The sequence below is a fragment of the Kordia sp. SMS9 genome, assembly GCF_003352465.1.
In the GTDB taxonomy this organism is placed as follows: Bacteria; Bacteroidota; Bacteroidia; order Flavobacteriales; family Flavobacteriaceae; genus Kordia.
Genome location: NZ_CP031153.1, coordinates 5,351,608 through 5,372,968, shown reverse-complemented (window position 1 = coordinate 5,372,968; position 21,361 = coordinate 5,351,608). Strand labels below are relative to the sequence as shown.

The 21,361-nt window shown below is 30.7% G+C and carries 21 protein-coding genes; 20 read left to right on the top strand and 1 reads right to left on the bottom strand.

The window, feature by feature from the left end; genetic code table 11:
- Positions 1 to 206: 206 nt before the first annotated feature.
- The 9 genes from KORDIASMS9_RS22690 to KORDIASMS9_RS22650 all read left to right on the top strand — a co-directional run bounded on the left by KORDIASMS9_RS22690 (position 207) and on the right by KORDIASMS9_RS22650 (position 9,428).
- Positions 207 to 767, top strand: a complete 561-nt coding sequence (locus KORDIASMS9_RS22690; RefSeq protein WP_114905046.1) for an RNA polymerase sigma factor — start codon at positions 207 to 209, stop codon at positions 765 to 767.
- On the top strand, positions 754 to 1,191 hold the full coding sequence (locus tag KORDIASMS9_RS22685) for a hypothetical protein (RefSeq protein WP_114905045.1): 438 nt from the start codon (positions 754 to 756) through the stop codon (positions 1,189 to 1,191). The genes KORDIASMS9_RS22690 and KORDIASMS9_RS22685 overlap by 14 nt, the downstream gene beginning before the upstream one ends.
- A gap of 74 nt (positions 1,192 to 1,265) precedes the next feature.
- Entirely contained in the window at positions 1,266 to 1,631 is a 366-nt protein-coding gene (locus tag KORDIASMS9_RS22680; protein WP_162820131.1) for a hypothetical protein, read from the top strand.
- 89 nt (positions 1,632 to 1,720) lie between these two features.
- Positions 1,721 to 4,171, top strand: coding sequence for an outer membrane beta-barrel family protein (locus KORDIASMS9_RS22675; protein WP_114905043.1), 2,451 nt, complete (start codon positions 1,721 to 1,723; stop codon positions 4,169 to 4,171).
- Between the two features lie 169 nt (positions 4,172 to 4,340).
- On the top strand, positions 4,341 to 5,264 hold the full coding sequence (locus KORDIASMS9_RS22670) for an ornithine carbamoyltransferase (protein WP_114905335.1): 924 nt from the start codon (positions 4,341 to 4,343) through the stop codon (positions 5,262 to 5,264).
- A gap of 52 nt (positions 5,265 to 5,316) precedes the next feature.
- The gene (locus KORDIASMS9_RS22665) at positions 5,317 to 5,961 is read left to right on the top strand and encodes a 4'-phosphopantetheinyl transferase superfamily protein (RefSeq protein ID WP_114905042.1); all 645 of its coding nucleotides are present in this window, start codon (positions 5,317 to 5,319) and stop codon (positions 5,959 to 5,961) included.
- A gap of 426 nt (positions 5,962 to 6,387) precedes the next feature.
- A complete protein-coding gene (locus tag KORDIASMS9_RS22660; protein WP_114905041.1) occupies positions 6,388 to 6,621 on the top strand; it encodes a hypothetical protein in 234 nt (77 codons plus the stop codon).
- 66 nt (positions 6,622 to 6,687) lie between these two features.
- A complete protein-coding gene (locus KORDIASMS9_RS22655; protein ID WP_162820130.1) occupies positions 6,688 to 8,799 on the top strand; it encodes a sensor histidine kinase in 2,112 nt (703 codons plus the stop codon).
- A 2-nt stretch (positions 8,800 to 8,801) separates the two neighbouring features.
- The gene (locus KORDIASMS9_RS22650; protein ID WP_114905039.1) at positions 8,802 to 9,428 is read left to right on the top strand and encodes a response regulator transcription factor; all 627 of its coding nucleotides are present in this window, start codon (positions 8,802 to 8,804) and stop codon (positions 9,426 to 9,428) included.
- A 5-nt stretch (positions 9,429 to 9,433) separates the two neighbouring features.
- Here KORDIASMS9_RS22650 and KORDIASMS9_RS22645 read toward each other — a convergent pair whose 3' ends face one another.
- Positions 9,434 to 9,967 (bottom strand): TIR domain-containing protein, encoded by a 534-nt coding sequence (locus tag KORDIASMS9_RS22645; RefSeq protein WP_114905038.1) that lies wholly within the window; start codon positions 9,965 to 9,967, stop codon positions 9,434 to 9,436.
- Between the two features lie 139 nt (positions 9,968 to 10,106).
- Between KORDIASMS9_RS22645 and KORDIASMS9_RS22640 the strand changes: the two genes are divergently transcribed.
- The 11 genes from KORDIASMS9_RS22640 (at position 10,107) to KORDIASMS9_RS22590 (ending at position 21,278) form a co-directional block, all read left to right on the top strand.
- Positions 10,107 to 10,889 (top strand): hypothetical protein, encoded by a 783-nt coding sequence (locus tag KORDIASMS9_RS22640; protein ID WP_114905037.1) that lies wholly within the window; start codon positions 10,107 to 10,109, stop codon positions 10,887 to 10,889.
- Positions 10,890 to 10,909: 20 nt separating this feature from the next.
- The gene (locus KORDIASMS9_RS22635) at positions 10,910 to 11,869 is read left to right on the top strand and encodes a caspase family protein (RefSeq protein ID WP_114905036.1); all 960 of its coding nucleotides are present in this window, start codon (positions 10,910 to 10,912) and stop codon (positions 11,867 to 11,869) included.
- A gap of 2 nt (positions 11,870 to 11,871) precedes the next feature.
- The gene (locus tag KORDIASMS9_RS22630) at positions 11,872 to 12,435 is read left to right on the top strand and encodes a toll/interleukin-1 receptor domain-containing protein (RefSeq protein ID WP_114905035.1); all 564 of its coding nucleotides are present in this window, start codon (positions 11,872 to 11,874) and stop codon (positions 12,433 to 12,435) included.
- Between the two features lie 3 nt (positions 12,436 to 12,438).
- Complete coding sequence (locus KORDIASMS9_RS22625) at positions 12,439 to 15,084, top strand: hypothetical protein (RefSeq protein ID WP_114905034.1); 2,646 nt, start codon at positions 12,439 to 12,441, stop codon at positions 15,082 to 15,084.
- Positions 15,084 to 16,946, top strand: a complete 1,863-nt coding sequence (locus tag KORDIASMS9_RS22620; protein ID WP_114905033.1) for a hypothetical protein — start codon at positions 15,084 to 15,086, stop codon at positions 16,944 to 16,946. Before KORDIASMS9_RS22625 ends, KORDIASMS9_RS22620 begins: the two co-directional genes overlap by 1 nt.
- Before the next feature lie 114 nt (positions 16,947 to 17,060).
- Entirely contained in the window at positions 17,061 to 18,161 is a 1,101-nt protein-coding gene (locus KORDIASMS9_RS22615; RefSeq protein ID WP_114905032.1) for a toll/interleukin-1 receptor domain-containing protein, read from the top strand.
- A gap of 2 nt (positions 18,162 to 18,163) precedes the next feature.
- Entirely contained in the window at positions 18,164 to 18,898 is a 735-nt protein-coding gene (locus KORDIASMS9_RS22610) for a hypothetical protein (protein WP_114905031.1), read from the top strand.
- 40 nt (positions 18,899 to 18,938) lie between these two features.
- Positions 18,939 to 19,208, top strand: a complete 270-nt coding sequence (locus tag KORDIASMS9_RS22605) for a hypothetical protein (RefSeq protein WP_114905030.1) — start codon at positions 18,939 to 18,941, stop codon at positions 19,206 to 19,208.
- Positions 19,209 to 19,220: 12 nt separating this feature from the next.
- Positions 19,221 to 20,459: a ThiF family adenylyltransferase gene (locus KORDIASMS9_RS22600; protein WP_114905029.1), complete on the top strand. Its 1,239-nt coding sequence runs from the start codon at positions 19,221 to 19,223 to the stop codon at positions 20,457 to 20,459.
- A 10-nt stretch (positions 20,460 to 20,469) separates the two neighbouring features.
- Entirely contained in the window at positions 20,470 to 20,748 is a 279-nt protein-coding gene (locus KORDIASMS9_RS22595) for a hypothetical protein (protein WP_114905028.1), read from the top strand.
- A gap of 47 nt (positions 20,749 to 20,795) precedes the next feature.
- Positions 20,796 to 21,278, top strand: coding sequence for a ubiquitin-conjugating enzyme E2 (locus KORDIASMS9_RS22590; RefSeq protein WP_162820129.1), 483 nt, complete (start codon positions 20,796 to 20,798; stop codon positions 21,276 to 21,278).
- The last annotated feature ends 83 nt before the right edge of the window (positions 21,279 to 21,361 follow it).

Genomic DNA, 21,361 nt, shown 5'->3' with positions numbered 1-21,361 from the left:
GACAAGGCAAATTTGAAAATAACTAACTATTGCTTTGTTTGAAAAGGAATGTTTCTAAATAAAATTTCAAAAAAATACGAAAAATTGAAATTGCAACAATGTGTCGTAAAACCCCTTACATACGATCATGAGCAGAAAAAAGTTCAATTATCTTCGTTTTTTTGCAACCGAATGTAAATGTATACTGTCTACTTGGTACAATCAAGATGGAAGAAAAAGAACTCATAGACTTACTAAAAAAAGGGGATACCAAAGCTTTTTCTTTGTTAGTAGACAACTATCAAAATTTGATTTTTAATGTTGTCAGAAGGATTTTGCCCAAGCAAATGGATGCTGAAGACGTTTGCCAAGAAGTGTTTGTAAAAATTTACAAAGGCGTTGGCAGTTTCAAACAGGAGTCAAAACTGTCTACATGGATTGCTAAAATTGCGTATTTTACAGCACTCAATTATTTGAAAAAAAATAAAAAGAACGATACGCATGATGATTTAGAAAATAGTTTCTCGGTGGAAGCTGATATGGACGGGCCAGATGAAGTATTGATCAAAAAAAATACGACTGAATACGTTCACAAACTCATAGCACAGTTGCCAGAAAAGTATTGTGTATTGCTTACGTTGTATCATTTGGAAGAATTTTCAATTGAAGAAATTCACCAAACCACAGGAATCGCAAAAGGAACTATAAAAAGTCATTTGTTTAGAGCGCGTAAGCTGCTAAAGGATAAAATTAAAGCATATTTAATAGACGATTATGGAGGAAAATAAAGATCATAACATTCAACAATTTCTCGACAACAAAGGACAAGATGCAGAAAATTCATTACCTCAAATGGCAGATGATGCAGATTTTGAGGCCTATGCTTTGTTGTATGATTCTTTACAAGAAAAGCCAGCACAAGGACTTTCGTATGCATTTAAATCATCAACCATCAGACGTTTAGAACTTGAAAAGAAACAAGCTGACGACACTACATTTTATTGGATTTTAGGAATATTTTCTCTTGTTGGAATAAGTTTCATTGCCACCATGTTTTACATGTTAAGAGATACACTCACACCATTTTTTGGAATGATAGATAAATTTAAAGGATTTATCATCATCATCATTGTTGCCATATTGATCAGTATTATTATGGACCAAAGGCTTCTAAAAAGTCGTAGTTCGCTACAAAACGCTATCAAATCATAAAAAAATAAAAAAAATATGCGTTTGTTGCAACCGAAACCAAAAGGTAGTTGTCTACTTACTAAAACCCATATATTATGCTTGTAAAAATCGCACCCTTTGTAATGATTATAGCAACCACTTGGTTGATAGTGTCCGTAATTATCAATTTGATGAAATACAGACTCAAAAGAAGAATGGTAGAAACCAATCTAAATGATCAAAAATTAATTAATGCAATTCTTGAATCAAACACCGATCCTGATGATAAAAAAAGAAATGTATTAAAATGGATTTTTCTAGGACTCTTTGGCGGATTTGGTCTTATAGTTCAAGAATTTTTACCATACAGCATGGACGAATCCATATTGCCATACGGCGTATTATGTATATTCTTATCTACAGGTTTATTAGCATACTATTTAATAGCCTATTATTTTCCTAAAAATCAAGGTAAGAACTAGCTTCTTTATCACACACACGTATTTACTAATATTTTAATTACACCCCAAAAAAGCTTTTAGGGCTAGGAACTCTTTTTAAAAATTTAACTATGAAAACACCTAAAAAATTAATCTTATCAAATATAATTTTTTGCTTTCTATTGCTGCAAACGATTCAAGTAGCAGCACAATCTACCGCAGGTACAAAGATGGAAGGAAAAATAACAACTGTCAAAAATGAAACCTTGCCTTATGCAAATGTAATCTTATTCAATACGTCTGATGCAAGCATGGCAAAAGGAGCCATCACTGACGAAGAAGGTGTGTTTGTCATGGAAAATATAGCTACCGGAAACTACTACGTTTCTATAAGTGTTATAGGATTTAAAACCTACCAATCGGAACCTTTTATGCTTGCGCCAAATGAAAAGAAAAATTTTGGTACCATACAGCTAGAAGAAGAAAATATTGCCTTAAATGCTGTAACTGTCACTGGAAAAAAAGCACTCATTCAGAATAAAGCTGATAGAGTTGTATTAAATATTGAAAATAGCATATTAGCTACTGGAAATACAGCATTGGACATCTTAAATAAATCACCTGGAGTGAGCAATACTAACGGAGTGCTGAGTTTGGTAGGAAAAACCAATGTATTAATTTTAATCAATGGAAAGCAAACCTATCTTTCACCGGAACAATTGACGACGCTGTTAGAATCTACGCAGTCAAGCAATATCAAATCTATTGAAATTATGACCAATCCTCCTGCAAAATACGATGCGGCAGGAAATGCTGGAATCATTAATATCATCATGAAAAAAAGTGAAAATGAAGGAACCAATATCAATCTAAATTTGAGCTACGGACAAGGAGTATACAGAAAAACAAATGGAGGAATCGCAATGAACCATAGAAACAAAACCGTCAATGTTTTTGCGAGTTACGATTACTCAGACAATGTAAATTTTGGTACTATTGATATTGATAGATTCACAGAATTATCAGGAGAATCGCTCTTCTTTACGTCGTCATCTTTTGAAAGATATAGATTTAAAATACACAATTTTAAAATAGGCACAGATATCAACATATCTCCAAAAAGCACACTAGGTTTTATTGTTAGTGGAAATTATGTCACAGGAAACTCTAAAATTAGAGCTAGAAACGATATTGGATCACAATTACAACAAGTAGATTCAACGGTGATCGGTTCAACAATTGGAAGGTATCCAAACGAATATTTAACATTTAATGTGAATTACGACGTAAAACTTGATACCATTGGTTCCAATCTAAACATGAGTTACGATTACACACTTTCCAATAAAGATGAAAGTTTTGAGTTTGGAAACCGTTTCTTAGATGCAAGTGGCACTGAATTTCGTGATCCTAATAATTTTAGAAACTTAACGCCACAAGATGCAACGATTCATGTAGGAAAGGCAGATTTGTCACTTCCGTTGAATGAAAAATCGAAATTAGAAACTGGACTAAAATTCAGTTCGGTAGAAACGGATAACATACTTCAGTTTGATGTGCTAGAAATGAATGGAAACTATGTAAATGATGCAACTCGAAGCAATCAATTCGTCTACAAAGAAGAAATTACTGCGGCGTATGTAAACTTTAATACGCAATTTGGTTCGTACGCTTTGCAAGCTGGATTGCGTGCAGAAAGAACACAATCAAACGGAAACTCTATAACAGATGGCAATGAAGTCAGTAGAACGTATACTAATCTGTTTCCAACACTTTCATTACAGAAAAAAATAGACGAAAACAATTCGATAAGTGCGAGTTATGGAAGAAGAATTGACCGACCAAACTACGCCTCTTTAAATCCTTTTGTGTATTACATTGACGAATATACATTCCGATTTGGAAATCCGTTCTTAAATCCACAATATACAGATTCGTATACGTTGAGTTATACCTTAAAAAATAAATATAAATTTGATTTCAATTACAGCAACACAGAGGATGTTATTGCAAATATCATACTGACAGATCCTGTGACGAATTCAATCTCGCAAACAGATGCAAATCTGAACGGATTTCAATCGTATAGTTTAAATGTAAATGCGCCAATTAAAATTGCAAATTGGTGGAGAAGTTACAATAACTTTACCATGTTTTACAACCAATATGATTCTAACAATATAGAAGGCGCGCCCGTGCAGTTAGAACAATTGGCATGGCAAGCAAGTAGCAATCATACCTTTACCATTGATGATAGATCGTCTGCTGAATTTAGAGCAAACTACATCTCATCTAATGTATATGGCGTATTAAATCTTGAACCTTTTTATGGTATAGATTTAGGTGTGAATAGAAAATTTCTAGACAATAACATGAATGTTCAATTATCCATCAGCGATATTCTGAATACTTGGGGCGATAGAGGTGTTTTTAGTGACCAAGCAGGCAGTAATTTTGATGTGGTTAGAACCTTTGACAGTCGTGTCATCCGATTAAGTTTAACCTATAAGTTTGGAAATGTAAAACTAAAATCGACCAACAAAAGAGGTGGTGCACAAGAGGAAAAAAATAGATTGAACTAAAAATTCGATCCATCAAAATAGAAAAGTAGCATGCTTTACCATTGTTGAGATAATTTGTATTTCATCTTACAATGCCCTTTTTTATTCAAAAAAATATAAACACCACACCGCGAAAAGTGTGGCTCGTAATACTAATCAAAAACCTAAAAATAAAATGAATTCAGTAGCAATGAAAAAAAGAAAACATGTAATTTCTTTAAAAGATTTGTCTCCTCAAGAAACACTCGATATCATCAACAGAGGTATTGAGTACTCAGAAGGAAATGTAGTTCAGGGAGAACAACTCAAAGGAAAAGTAATCGGTATTTATTTTAAAAAGACTTCTACAAGGACAAGAACGGCTTTTACAACCGCTGCACTACGATTAGGTGCGCAGGTGATTGCTTACGGTCCCAATGACTTACAAGTAAATACTGGAGAAACCATGGACGATACCTTAGCCGTACTTTCTCGAATGTTAGATGGTTTGGTACTGCGAACTGCAGAAAGTCCAGCCATACTCAGAGCATTTGCCAACCAAGAAAGAATGTCCATCGTCAATGCCATGACCGAAGATGAACATCCTACACAAGCACTGGCAGATTTGACCACGATAAAACAACATTTCGGAAAATTATCAGGATTAGAAATTGTGTACTTAGGAGAAGGAAACAATACTACAACGGCCTTGGCATTGGGTATTGCTAAATTTCCAAATATGAAAATCAGCTTTTTCACGCCTCAAAATTACAACATAGATCCAATGTTACTCAACTACGCCAAAGAAGAAGCTGCCAAAAGAAATACGGTTATAGAAGAATTTCACGATTTAAGCAATCTTCCGAAACGCGCAGATATTGTATATACCACACGTTGGCAAACTACAGGTACCACAAAACCAGATGCTAATTGGCGAGAACTTTTTGAACCATTTACAGTAACGCAAGAACTGATGCATCAATTTCCGAATGCAATTTTTATGCACGATTTACCAGCGCATCGAGGCGACGAAGTGGAAGCTTCTGTCATTGATGGTGTAAAAAGTATTGTTTTCGACCAAGCAGAAAACAAGGCACACAGTGCAAAAGCAGTTTTGGAGTGGTGCATGCGGTAATCGTCGTGTATCCAATGCAAAATGCAGTTATCAAATTTAAAAAAATAAAATCATGACAGCAGTATATTATACCAAGTGTGAGCAGTTGCCTAGCCATTCTTTTGAAAAAGGAGTGTCTCTCTTACCAAAAAAAATGCAGGAAAGATTGCGAAAGTATACACGATGGCAAGACGCCCATTCATTTTTATATGGAAAGCTATTGCTTAAAGAGGCCATTTCTCAATTTGGCTATAATGAGTCTCTGGAATGTTTACAAAAAAACAAATATGGAAAACCGTATTTTGTAAATAGTGATTTTGGGTTTAACATTTCTCACTCAGGGGAATATATTGTGTGTGCCATAAGTACTGACGAAAAACAAAATTTAGGCATTGACATTGAAGAAATCAAACCATTAATAATGGAAGGTTTTAAAAAAGTCTTTTCTATAGAAGAAAAAAAACAGATTAAAACATACGATAATTTTTATACTTTTTGGACTCGCAAAGAAGCCATTGTCAAAGCAGATGGTAGAGGATTGTACATACCGCTCAATACCATAAACACTTTGAGTTTATCTGTAATGTTAGAAAATAAAAAATACAATTTATACCCAGTTGACATAGATGAAAACTACATCATTTACATGGCGACTTCCATAAGTCTTGAAAAGGACATACAATGTTTTTACCAACAGCCGATACAGTGTATACATTAAAAATTAGCATAAATATATAATCTATGTAGTGTACAATGTCAAAAATTACCAGTAGAAGTAACAGAATGTATTAAAAAATCTTAGCCATACCGCTAAGATTTTTTTTTGATCCAATATCAAAAAACAAACGCCCTAAAAACAATGCTTTAGAGCGTTATTTGTGGAGTCGAAGAGAAAGATTTCGAACTTTTTGGAGGAGGATTTGGAGTTGATTAATTTGATTTTAAAGAATAGTGATTTTGGAGTTCGTTAGTTTTATAAGAACAAGCTTTCTATTACAGTAAAGGAGTTTAATTTTGTTATACTTTTCATTTGTTTTTAGATAAAAATACCAATAAGTTACTACATAGAATCATAATTAGTGCTGATTTTTTGACTTTCAAATAGCTTCATATTTGTGCACATAAATCTAAATAAACCCTAATTATGACAAATCCAAAAAAAACTTCTTTGGAGGCAAAAAGTACAGAAACTACAAAGATTAAACAAGATGAAACTGAAAGTGCTAGAGATCAATTAATTAAACCTACTCCCAAATCTGAAATAGCAAATGCTGAAGGAGATACTACTAATCCAAATCCTATTACAACAACCAAAGATAAAGAAGGCGATGTGCGTCCTGGTTTTGAGAAAGAAAAAAATTTAAAGAAAAAAAGTTAATTCTTACTTTAAAAATAAATAATAACTTAATGCTTTACTATCTTTACAAGGTGTAAAGCATTATTTGTGAAATACTTACTTGAATTAACTATGTTGAAAAAAACAAATTTCTTCTTTATGTTTGTTGTTTTATTTGTCAAAATAAGTGTAGGACAAAATAAAGTAATAAATAATTTATTAACAGATTTACAAAATATCAAAAACGATACTTTAAAAATTAATTTGTTAAACGACTTAGCTTGGGAATTTACTAAAATTGATGCACAGCGCGCATTAGACTATGCCAAAGAAGCAGAGAAGTTAATTAAAACCATAGCCTTTAAAGATAGCTTACCAGTAAGTTTAGTGCGGATAGGAACTGCATATATACAACTGAACGAGTTAGAAGCAGCAAAAATAGCTTTTGAAGATGCGTTGATACTAGAGGAAAAGGCAGAACATGAATATGGAATTGGCAGAGCTAGTAATCAGTTAGGAAGAGTATATTCATCACAAGGGAAATTGAATGAAGCAATTAAATACTATAATAAAGCGCTGAAAGCTTTTAAAGCTCTAAATAAAAATAAACAGATTGCCAAGATTAGTAATAATATAGGTGTTTTGTATAAAAAAATGGGCAGCTATGATAGTGCTGTTAATTATTATCTAACTGCACTAAAGATACGGGAAGAACTTGGTGACGAAAGGCAGGTAGCATATTTATACTCTAATCTTGGAGCCTTGTTTGTAGAAATTGAAGAACCTTTGAGCGCAATAGAGTATTTAAATAAAAGTAGAGAGGTACTAGAAAAGTTTAATGATATTTATGAATTATCAGATGTATATACCAATATCGGAACGGCAAATTTTAGAATCCATAAAGATTCTATAGCACTTAATTATTATGAAAAAGCAATTGCAATTAATCAAAAGTTAAATTTAGAATATAAAAATATTGATATATACAGTAATATAGGCTCCATCTATTATAAAAAAGATTCGTTGGACAAAACACTTGATTATTACAAGAAGAGCTTGTCCCTCTCCAAAAATACAAATACAACAAGATATAATACAGAGATTTATTGCAATATTGGAAATGTAAAATTTAAACAAGGACGCTATCAAGAAGCAATTCGATATTATATTAGAGCTTTAAAGTACGCTAAGTCTTCTAATAGAAGAGAAAATGTCGTTGAGTTATATAATAATTTATCGTTTAGTTACTTACAACTAAAACTACTAGATAGTGCTTTGTATTACAAAAATCAATATATAGATGTAAAAGATAGTCTGTATTTGGCATCAAAGCAAGCAATAGTTACTAATGCAAATTTTGAAGAAGAGCAAATGGATTTACGCATATTAGCAAAAGATAAATTGATTGCTGTTAAAGATTTACACACTGCTAATTTAAAAAACTATGGGTTATTACTAGGACTTTTTTTATTCGCATTATTACTAATAGCTTTTGTAAGAGGAAATAAACAAAAAAGAAAAGCCGATTTAGCTATAATAGAGCAACAAAAGGTAGAAAAACTTCTAAAAAATCAAGAATTAAAATCAATCAATGCAATGATTGAAGGTCAGGAAGGAGAACGACAACGTATTGCAAGAGATTTACACGATAGATTGGGCAGTATTTTATCGATGGTTAAAGTTCATTTCATGTCTGTAGAAGAAAATATTGAAGAACTAAAAGTATCTAACAAAAAACAATACGATAAAGCCAATGAATTATTAGACAATGCTTGTGATGAGGTTCGGAAAATATCTCATGACATGGCTTCAGGCGTGCTTATAAAATTTGGACTAGTAGCTGCAATTGAAGATTTAAAAGAAACCCTAGAAGAAAGCAATCGTATCGAAGTTGAGTTCATCTCGCATGGACTCTATGATAGATTAGACAATACTATTGAGATTGCTATATACAGAATTATTCAAGAGCTAATTAGTAATATATTAAAGTATGCGAAAGCAACAAGCATAACCATTCAATTGATTAGTAACGAAAATAATTTGAATGTTTCTGTAGAGGATGATGGTATTGGTTTTGACATTAATGATAAGAAAAACTGGGGAATAGGATTAACAAATGTTACTTCTAGAGTTGATGCATTAGGTGGTGAGTTACAAATAGATTCTATGATTGATAAAGGAACAAGTATCTCCATAGATATTCCGATAAAAGAAATATAGATATGATAAAAATAATAATTGTAGACGATCATGAAATCGTCGTAGAAGGGCTAATATCGCTTATAAAAGAAAACGAAGGAATAACAGTAGTTGGGGAAGCTAATAACGGAAAAGATGTGATTCCACTACTTCAAAATAATAAAATAGACGTAGCGGTATTAGACATCAATATGCCTGAAATGGACGGAATTGAATTGACAAGATACATTCGTAGTCATTTTTCAGATGTAAAAGTACTAATACTAACTATGTATAAAGATGTGAAATTTATAAGAAGAGTTTTAGAAGTTGGCGCACACGGATATATTCTAAAAAACAAGGGAAAAGAAGAACTTGTTACCGCCATTCATTCAGTATATGAAACAGGCGAATATATAGGTGAAGATATTAAAAATGCTTTGATTACTAGTATGAGGTCAACTAATATTCAAGGAGAAGTAAGCTTGACGAAGCGTGAAAAAGAAATTTTAAAATACATTGCAAGTGGTTTGTCAACTCCCGAAATTGCGAAAAAAGTAAGTAGAGCGGAATCTACGATTAACTCACATCGTAAAAATCTTATTGAAAAAACAGGTGTTAAAAACTCGAAGGAACTCATTATTTATGCCAGAGACAACGGTTATTATTGATATCATCATTGCCATTGATTCCCTTTCCAATTGTTTTTCATTAGTTTCATAGCGTTATTAGGAATTATTGTTTTACGTTTTTTAAAAGCTTCGTGAATCCATTCTTGATTTATTTGTGGATTTCCATGCCAAAAGTGAATGTTTGCATATCCATTAGCAATATTTTGCGCCAAGCGTTTTGGGATCGTTTTTTCATTATAAGAGTTTTTACTATACGTATCGTATGAAGGTAAAATAATACCTAATACACCAGATCTGTCACTATTTTTGGTCTTCTTTAATGAATTGTATATTTCATAATCTACATGTTTTCTTCGCCAGGTGTCAATACCTATTAAAACAACTGTCACAGTAGATTCTTTCAAGTGTTGCTCTCTAATTTGTTTTCTAAATTCTTCTGTACTTATATTGGAAAATTCATCGGGTTTTACGGAGAGTGAATCGAGAATGTCAAATTTATCATTAAAAAAATTCTCATATTTTTTTCGATACTTAACATCATTTTCGTGATGATAACTAATAAATACTTTGTGTCTCATTATGTTTAATTTTTATACAAAAGTGCAAAAACGTTCATAAGTAATTATCCCTATTTCTTATGATATGATTATCACTATAAATATTGTAGTAATTGGTCGTATAGAATTAAATATTTGTAGTAATACTAAAAATTAGAAAATGTCAAAACTACAAATACAATACTCCAAGGAAATAGCAAAAGAACTAGGGAAAATAGCTGTTTACTTTCCAGGGGAACATATAGAAGTCGGAGATATTATAAGATTTCCATTTGGAAAGTCGCTATTTGGAAAGTCGAAACCATTAGGAACTTTCCAAAAAATCACTTCCCTTAAAAAAATAGGAATACAATATGATGAGCCTCAGTTTTCCAATTCTCCTGATACATACCGTTTTACAAGTAAAAATGCAATTGAGTTTAAAAGTGATATTGAAACAAATTTGAGTTTGGGAACAGGTAATCTTCCAAATGCTAAAAGCGCACTAAGTATAGAGTTTTCATCTGAAGGAGCAATCTATTTTTTAGCGATCGATTGTGACAAAAAAGAACTCAATGACTTATTAGCATTAGAAAAAGAGATCAACGTAAGAGGGAAAAAAATGTTGTGGTATGACACCTATTTGGTGACTTCTGTAACTATAGCAAAAAAAGCACTCATACTTCAATCTCGATCCAAATCTTCAGGAATTGTTATTGAAGGTGATATTCAAGGAATTAATTCAGGAAATGTAAATATAACGAACAATGCAACTGTTAATTTAAAAAATCAGAAAGGAGATGTTTTTATGAAAAATTGGTCTGATGATGTGACAGTTTTTATGGATGTTGTAAAGTTTGAAAAGGAAGTGTTTGGAGTTGAATCATATCGTAATGCTTCCAAAAAAGAAGGATTTAAAATACATATTAAAAAAGTAACTATAGAAGAAGTTTTAGAAGATTAACCAACCAAAAAATAAATATCATGCCAAAAAAAGCACTAGTTGTAGGAATTGATTATTATCAGGAGTATAAAAATTTAAATGGCGCTGTAAATGACGCTTATGAAGTAAAATCTGCTTTAGAACGAAATGGCGACGGAACACGCAATTTTGGGATAAAACTAATAACCTCTTCAGGAGAAGATACTTCTGTAGCTAGAGAAGAATTACGAAGTCAAGTAGAAGCTCTTTTTAGAGATGAGAATCATCATACTGTACTTTTTTACTTTGCAGGTCACGGTCATTTAGATACTTTAGGATCTTTTATTCTTACATCAAATTGTAAACATGGAAATGACGGGATTTCACTAGATGAAATACTAAAACTAGCAAATTCCTCACCAGCAAAAAATAAAATTATCATTCTGGATTGCTGTCATTCGGGAAATGCAGGTTCATCCATAGATTTGGGAAATAAATCAATTTTAGCGGAGGGAATAACGATTTTAACTGCTTCAACAGAAAAACAATTTTCTGTTGAAGTAGATGGAAAAGGTGTATTTACAACACTGTTGGTAGATGCACTAAATGGTGGGGCTGCAAATTTATTAGGTCAAATAACACCAGGAAGTGTTTATGCACACATTGATCAATCTTTAGGTGAATGGGAACAGCGCCCTATATTTAAAACAAATGTAAAATCTTTTATTAGCTTAAAGTCGGTCAATCCAGCAATTTCTTTAGAAGACTTGAAAAGAATTACAGAGCTTTTTGAAGAAAAGACTTTTGAATTTGAGTTAGATTCTACCTATGAGCATACCTCCGAAGATAGAATCCCTGAGCGCTCAGAAAAATTTCATGTATTACAACGCTATAACCGAGTCAACTTAGTCATTCCTGTTAATGCTGCGCATATGTATGATGCAGCAATGGAATCAAAATCGTGTAAGCTTACCGTATTGGGGCAGCACTACTGGAATTTGGTGGCGAAAAATACTATTTAATTATGGAAGAAAACTACAAACACGACGTCGCAATTTCTTTTGCTAGAGCAGATAGAAACATAGCATTATGTATATACTTGGCATTAAAGTTAAGAATGCCTGAGTCTAAAGCTTATTACTATCCAAATAAACAAGCTGAAATGATTGGTAGAAATCTTAAAGGTGAATTGAAGGAAATTTACAGACACAAATCTAAATATGTCATATTAATAGTTTCTAAAGACTATGTAAATAAAAATAACGCATTAGTTCAAACTGAAATTAATGCATTTATGCCTAGATATCTGATGGAGAAATCCGTGTATCTCATACCAATTATTGTAGACGGAACTGCAACTGAAGAAGTACACGAAGAATTAGAAGGTATTACTACGTTTAAATGGAATTACAATCCCGAAGAATTAGCAATTTTAATTCAAGAGTTAGTAGGGAGTTGGGAAGAAAAAATAGATAAGGAACTTTTAGAAAAAAACAAAGAACAGTCAGAGAAGGTAGTTATTAATAATTCTTCATTTGATAAAAGTCCTATCATAACTGATGGAGGAACAATTAATATTAATTATTAAGTCATGGAAGAAGATAACGAAAATTTTATAGAAGAAAATGGAGAGGTATTTAAAAAAGATAGCGAAAGTATTGTGGAAACTGAATTGGAAAATCCTAAAATGGGGATTCAGTCCAATGATAAAGAAGTTAAAAGAAATCTTGCAACCGCAACAGAAGAAAAGATAGAAGAGGAAACTTCTATACAAGAAGATACAACCAGCACAAAAGAAGATAAACAATTAGATACCAAGAATTCTTATCACTATAAAAAAAGTCCTAAGATAGAAAAAGCAGATACAGTAAATATATCTTATGGAGAGGAAAAGAATAGGTATGGATTGCCAGTACTTTTTGATTTAATTGACAAAGAAAAAATTAAATTCAATGTTGAAGAGGCAAGTGCAAAATATGTGGACCTTCTACTTAAAGAAAACCTTTTAATCATTAACTGTGCGCATGATGGAATAACAAATAGTTTAAAACAAACCATTGCACAAGATGATAACTTTAAACAATATCTGAAATACGAAGTTTCTTTTGATGAGTACGACCGATCAGATATTAAAGATTTAATTGAAGATTGTAAAAAGATAATATTACAAAAAGAGAATAAAAAACTACTTCTATTTATCTATAATACTAAAGATACCAATCCTCCCAAATTATTACGGTCTCTGAAAAAAGAAAACGGAAATGGTAAAAAAGACATTCTTACCAAACTAGATAATACAATATGTATAATTTACATTACGTATCATGAACATAAAAATTATCTTAAAGGTTCTTGTTTTGATTTTCATACCATTGATACTTTTCAGATTTATGCAGCAACTCATAAGATTACAGAAGATCAAATCTATATTTTGGAAAGTAAAAGAGTTGAGAATATTTGGAGTAAAGATGATAAAGAATTTTTGAAAGATATAGACAAAATTATTGAAGCTCCAAACTTTGATCAAATCATAAGAGATAAAAAAAAAGAAACCACAACTAGTTTTTTATCTTCATTAAAAAACAAAAATGCACCTCTTAGTCGCTATGTTCTTTTTATAGCTACATTATTCCCAGAACTTTCTCCTGATATGTTTATAGAATACTTACATATACTATTGAAAAAACGAAAAAAAATCAAAATTAACGGAGAAAAAATTTCACTATTAAATCTATGGGAAGAAGATTCTGATTTAATTCTTGATGAATGTAATTTGGAGACGTATCGAAAAGATAATCAGTATTTTATTGATTTCAAGTCTTCTGCAGAAAATACAGAGCGGGAATCTTTTGTATTTAAGGAACTTACATTTTTTGCTCAAAGAAATGCAAGGTTATTAATAGATCAACAACATCTTTTTACTTCTAAAGCTTCTCTAAAATTGCATTATAAAATGCACCCTATTATTGCAAAATTAGCAATGCAATTTAAAAATTACTATGGAGACGAGTTGTTAAAAAAATGGTTATTGCAATTAGAAGATGAACGGAAAGAAATACTCTATATTAAGAAAAAGTTCAAAAAAATAAAAGCAGATAGAAAAGGCGTTATTGATAAGATTAATGAACTTCGACTTTTAAAAAATATTAAAGATGAAGAAGATAAAATTAAACGATTAAGAAAAATCACTCCAATTCGATTTAGACAACAACACGATGACTTACTAGACGAATTACAGTTTATGAGATTTCTATTTCATAAAGAAGAAGGTATTCCAGAAAGTGTATCAATTGAAGAAATACTTAGTGGACTATATGATTTAGAAGAAACACTCTTAGAACAGCTACATGTAACTAATAATGATCATAATAAAGCGTCTAATAATTTGAGTAGAAATGTATATCTATATGTCGATTTATTAAGTACTATTCATGAAAAAGATGAGTCTGATGAGCTGATTTCTGATTTCTTTACCGAAAGTTTAAGATTAATTTATCATCATTTTATACTACTTGATGTAATCACTAAATTTCAAATTAAAAACGAAACTTTCAACACATTTGAATATTACAAACAATCGTTAATACATTCGAATAAAAATTTGAACGAAATTGCGATAACAGCATTTTGTGATTTGTTATCAGCGCAATCATCTGATTTTTACATGTACTTTTCTAAAATTAAGGATTGGTTTCCAGAAAATGGCAAATCCTTCCAAGAATACACAAAATTAGAAAAAAATGTGGTGATAATTCTTTTTGATGTTTTAACAAAGCAAATGACAAGTGATAAACGATATGAAAAAAATAATACTCCATTAAATTCAGATACTTACAAAGCGATTTTTCAAGACCGCTCCAAATGTAAACGATACCTCAATATAGTAGTCAGTAATATGTTAAATATTCTTTTGATATCAGAAGAAGAAAAAGAGTATGTCTTTAAGAAAATTCAAAATCAGTTAACCGAATTAATTGTTTTTTGGTATCAAATTCTTAAGAAAATACAAGAGTTGAATATTTCAAACACAACGATTGAAGAAGAAATACAATTTTTAATAGATATTATACTGAACACTTTAAGAAAAGATCAACTTAAAAAAATAAAGACGGGGCTTGAGAGAAATCGTTCTTTTTTGAATAAACAGATTATCGCAATTAAAGATTTTTCCGAAAAACAACAATTAAAGAAAGAGCGAGATTCTCTAATTCAATTTATAAATTTATTAAATAACTGATGATGACAAATTTTAATGATAATCCTAAAAAATTTATAATAAAAGAAAATCCTTCTTCTATAAATTTAAATATCCTAGAAAATATTATCCGAAAAGTTAATCCTAAAGCGATAAATATTGATACAGATAATGAGGAGCTAGTCATTATTGATGATAAAAAAGGAGAGCCAAAAAGGCAAGATGGATTTACTATCTTGAGAGATTCATTTATGGGAAGAACCTATAGTCATTACATAGTAAACTGGTCTAATTTTTCAAGAGTAAAGGATTTAACCTGTGAAATAAGTGATCCCAAAAGTGGAATGATGATTGAACTCAAAATGTCATTTGAAGTAAGTTGTATTGAATCAAGGGGAGAAAACGTAATCTTGTTTTTTAAAAATAATTTAAATGAAGCTCTCACTATCTTAAAACATACAATCACGAGCTGGGTTCGTAGTTTTGTTAATAATCACCCCGATTTTCTAACAGAATTTGTAAGTCTTGAAAATAAACTAAATAGAGAAATTATAGATAAAATTTCTAAACATATAGGGTTGTCTGTAGTTAATATGATAACTAATCCTTTTAAAGTAGCGGATTCAAATATTGATTCCCTATTTGAACATATTGCAATTGTTCATTCAACACCTTGTGAAATTAAAGATAGTACTATAGAAGTAAAAAATAAAATTGTTCTAAATCTAAAGGATAGAAGAATTTTTTCATTGAAAAAAATTGAAAATCCCGAAGAATGGATTAAACGAAAAGTAGATACTATCATCCAAAATGAATTAATAAAAAAAACATTTCGAGATGTGGTAGATGGATTTAAATCAAAATATAAAAAAAATATTAGTTCAGAACTGGAAAAAGCTGTAAGAGAAATTGGATATTCAGTAGAACATATCATTTCTATTCCTAGTGAAGAGATTGAAGAATTTATTAATGGATTTACATTTACAATAGGGGAAGAGGATACTTTCGAAACTTCACAAGCAGGTATTAAAATTAGGCTAAGTGTTACTGTAGAAGGTAAAGGAACACGAATTAATGGAATTCATAAAAAATATATAAAGCCAAAAAAATCAATTATTGATGCAATAAAAAAAATGACCAAGGAAATAATTAGCAAACAAATGAGAAAAGTTATTCCTTCTGATTATTACAGTAGTTCCAGAAAAGTCTTTAGTGTTATTAAAGAGAAAATTACCTTAAAACTTTTTGAAAACTTTAAACTTGATGAAAATGATTTTAGTATTTCAATAAGCTTTTTAGATACTGATATAAAAGAGCGGTTTGATTTATTAAAAGCCGAAAGAGGTAGAATAATCATCTACAGTAACGATAATGTAGCTTGTTATGAAATAAAATTTAACATCATAGATGTTAGTAATTGGGATAGTTTTCATAAAAATCAAATAAAATACTATGGTAATACTTCATTGGAGTATAAGGATATTTCTAGCGATATAAAGAGCAACATTGAGTTAGCATTTAAATATAATGACAGCACTTCATTAAAAGAAAAAGATGCTAGAGATATTGATCTTTATATAACCAGATTATTTGAAAATACTCAAAGTAAAATTACAAACGAATATGGAGTTCTTTTAGGAGAACCATACTTGACGAGAATATTAGTATGTAATGGAAATACGAATAATCCTGTGATAGGTGCATTGACTAAAAAGAGAGAAGAATTAACAGAATTGCTTGTGGAAGCTATTGTGTCCGATGATGAAGAACGAAAAAGAGAGTTGAATTCAAGTATTGAAAAGATAAATAAAAGTATACAAATGATTTTGCAAGATTCGTTAGAATTGCCTTTAAATCAATCAAATTATGGTGTTAAAAGTATCGACTACTATGAAGAAGAGTAAAACTAGCCATGATAAAAAAATCATAAGAAGTAAGGAGATGTAAATCAATACATTTCATGACGGTAAATATTGAGCAATCTATGATCTTTGATTTGTTAATTTATCTAATAGTAGATGCAAATACTAAATCACAAATACGATGTTGTTATTTCTTTCTCAGAAGCTCAAAAAGATATTGCAGCAGGTATATGTATAGCTTTAGAAAGATTAAATATTAATACTTATTACTATCCTTATAATCAAGAGGAGAATGCAGGGTTTGAATTAGGAGATAATCTGACTAAATTATTTAGAGATTCTGCTAAAATTGCTTTAGCAATTCTTTCAGAAGAATATCTTCTAGGAGAATACACGCAGCTTGAATTAAAGGTTATACTGGAGCGATTAAAAACAGACGCAAATTATTTCATTCCAATATTGTATGAGAATACAGAACTTCCAGTTACGATAAAAAAAATAGCATATATAAAGTGGAATTCAGATCCTAAAGCTATCGCTAACACAATCAATAAAAGATTAATTAAAAAAAATAGAATTAAACCTGAAAGTAATAATTCTAATCTGGTAAATGAACCTAATGTTATAACAATTAATAGGAACAAGCACGAAGCATTTTTAGCTGATCAAAGAAAAGACCCTGTCAGTAAAGAGTTAATTGGTGTCGGAGATGAAGTTGTTGTTTGTAAGAAGTGTAGGATGGTATTTTTAAAAGATATATGGACATTACATTTTTTGAATATTCATTGTAATCAAAGTGAAACATTAACAGAATTACCAAATACTGTGCTAAATGATTTTAAAATGGATACTGAAAAAATTATTGAAGAGTTATGTGATATAATTCCTCTAATACATTTTAAGTTGCATTTGGTCAATACAGAATTATTATTTAATAAAGTCTTATGTGATAAAGACAAAGTAGTACTTGAGTTTTACATTGAAAATAAAATTCTTTTAAGTGTTGAAATATATTTCAATTTCATAAACCTAGATAGCTGTAAACTTTTATCAGTGACCACTAACACTTATGTGTTAGTATTAGAATCTTTAGTCAATACAAAAGGAATAATATTTTCATATAGTTCAAATTCTGAGTTGCAAGATAGGATAGGTTTTTTGTTAGTACCAATTAATGTAAAGAATAGCTTTTTAATTGAAAAATTCTATGAACTACTATTAAAAATTATTTATAACATTCAAACCAAAAAAGGATAATTATGGGAATACTTTCAGATACAATTGTGGCAATACAAGATGAAATTGAAACTGAAGAAATCAATTATCCTGCAGAGTTTGTCATAGAAATTAACGATTATGTCTCAACAAAATCTACTGATAAAGAAAAAGGAACTGAAATCATCTTAAAAATATTACGTCATGTAATTAAAGAGAAACAATCAGAAATAAACCTATTAAAAATAGCTAATGGTACAACGAATACTGTTAGTAAAGGGATTGAAGATTTAAAAGACTTATTAAAACCCGAAAAAAAACCTTTTCAAAGAGATAAACGTAAATATTCGCTTCAATATTGGTTGTTTTTTAGCTTAACCATAATAACTGTTATAACATTAATATTTCTTTTAATTCTTCCTTTACATTATAAAAATTGGTTGGATACAGCAATATCTACTCAAATTATATATAGAACATCGGTATTACTTCCGTTCAGTGCGATAATAGCATTACTAATATACCAATATCGAAATGCATTAAAACATTATCACAAAGCATGTGAGTCCATACACATAATGGGAAGTTATCCCGCTATAATAAACGCAATATGTGTAAATCAAGATCAAAAAGAAAAAGCATGTGCTCGTTTATTTGATGTACTATTTGATTGGCATCCTCGACCCAACGAATGGAGTATGAAAAAGCAAAATACTCTTATGCTCAAGACGCTCATAAAAGAGGTGCATAATATTAAACAACATCAAAAAACAGAATAAATTGAATTTTTTATCACGAGCATGGCGAAAAATTAAGAATATGTTTTCAGAAGAAGAAATACATACTGAACAAATCTATAATGACATAACTGAAACAGAAAAAAAAACCTTTAACATCAACAACCCAACAAATAAAAAATTTCAGATCACCAATCGGAGAAGAGTTCCTGTAAAAGATGAGAAATTTAATATTATAAATAGCAGTCGTCCTAGAAGTTGTCCAAGATGTAATTCATCCGGAACAATTATTAAACATAATAATCGATGGAAGTGTAGTATTGAAAAAGGTGGATGTGATTTTATCTGGTAAAAAAAATAAATAATGAAAAAATTCGAGATTAAAAACAGTATAAATTTTGAAGAAAACCCAACTGATAGGCAAGAACGAATATCATGGTGGAGTCAAGACAAACTGAAAAATGCAAAAATAATGGTTGTAGGAGCTGGAGCCATAGGGAATGAAACCCTGAAAAATTTAGCATTACTGGGAATCGGAAATATATTTATTGTAGATTTTGATACTATAAATACATCTAATCTAAGTAGAACTGTGCTATTTCGAAAAGATGATGTTGGAAAGAAGAAAGCTGAAGTAGCTGCAAAAAGAGTAAAGGAACTAGCATTCAATGATGATATAAATATAGACTGGTTTCATGGAGACTTAGTTTGGGAACTTGGCACAGGAATCTATGATGAAATGGATCTAGTATTAGGTTGTTTAGATAATGTAGAGGCTCGCATGTCAATCAACAGGCAATGCTGGCTCACAAAAACACCATGGATTGATAGCGGCATGTATGAATTAGGTTTGAGAGTAGAATTTTACCATCCGCCACAACTACCATGTTACGAATGTAACCTAACACCTAATCAACTCGCAAACTCAAATAAAAGATATTCTTGCGATCAAGCAAAATTAAAAGCGTTTGAAGAAGATAAAATGCCTACAACTCAAATTACTTCAGCGATTGTGTCAGCCATACAAGTACAAGAAGCTGTTAAGTTTTTATGTGGTCAAGAAGTTGCCATCGGAAAAAAAATATACTTCCAAGGGAAGAACAATGACTTTGATATATTTTCTAAAAATATAAATGAAAGTTGTACAGCACATGCAAGTTACCCTAATGTAACTGAGCTATCATTAGACGTACATATTAAACTAAAGGATTTTTTAGAACATATAACACAAGATGAATTTTCAGGAGAAGGTGCTTCGTTAGACTTTAGAGGAGACAGAAGTTTTATCAAAAGTGTTTCTTGTAGAACTTGTGATTCTCAAATTAAACTAATGCGTCCCACTTTTAGAATTGACGCAGAAGAATTTATTTGTAAAAAGTGTAAAGATGGAGGTAGTAATTATTCAAAGACGGATAAAGAAATTCAAACACATAAAATTTCTCAAGAACAATTTAGTCTAGAAAATTCAGATGAAGAACTCCTTAATTTCACATTACATCAATTAGGCGTACCGCACATGCAAATTCTCGCAGTATTAAATCAACAAAACGAATATAAATATTATAAACTAGCAGATAACACAATTTTAAAATCAATTAATTAAAATCAAAATTATGGCAGATGTAAACGTAAATTTTATGCACCCAACAGACGGAAGAGTAATTTCTGTAACAATAGAAGACACCATGACAGGACAAGAAGTTGTGGCAGAGTTAATTGCAAACGATTTTGTGCCAGCAAGTGGTGACGGGTACAATTTGGCAATAAAAGGTGGCGCTCAATTGGATAATGCAAGAACTCTTTTTCAAAATGCTGTTAAAGACAACGATACCATTAGAGTAATTCCAGCAACAGATGCGGGACAATTAAATTCTTCAAATCAGAGCGTATGACACCACAAGAAATAAGAAACTTACGGTTAAAAAATGACCATACAGAAATGGTCAATATAAAAGGAAGTATAATTTCTTGGAAAGCTACAAAAGGCACTCCTCCGTATGTTGAGGAATATGAAGTAACCATTAATATTAGAGGTATTGTAGGAGAAGGTCCTAAGTATAGAAACTCACATACTATTACTGTAAAGCTACCTCCAAATTATCCGATTGCAGCGCCACAGGTTGAAATGATATCAAAACCCATTGTATACCACCCAAATTGGTATAGAGCTGGAAAATGGTGTTATGGAACATGGTTAATGTCTGAAGGCTTAGGACATCATATCATAAGAATGATACGTACATTACAGTACGATTTAGACATTACTAATGAAAATAGTCCCGCCAATTCAAGTGCAAATAATTGGTACAAGTCTCATAAACGTAGCGGTATATTTCCTTGCGATAGCACAATACTTCCTGATCCTACAAAGAAGAAAATGACAATGCAATTTCAAGCAAAGAAAAAATTCAAAATTAATTGAGGCTGAGCCTTATAAAGAACATATTTTTCTTTTTTAAGTAGCCAATCAATAAAACTGAAATATGTATTTTTTTCACATAAATA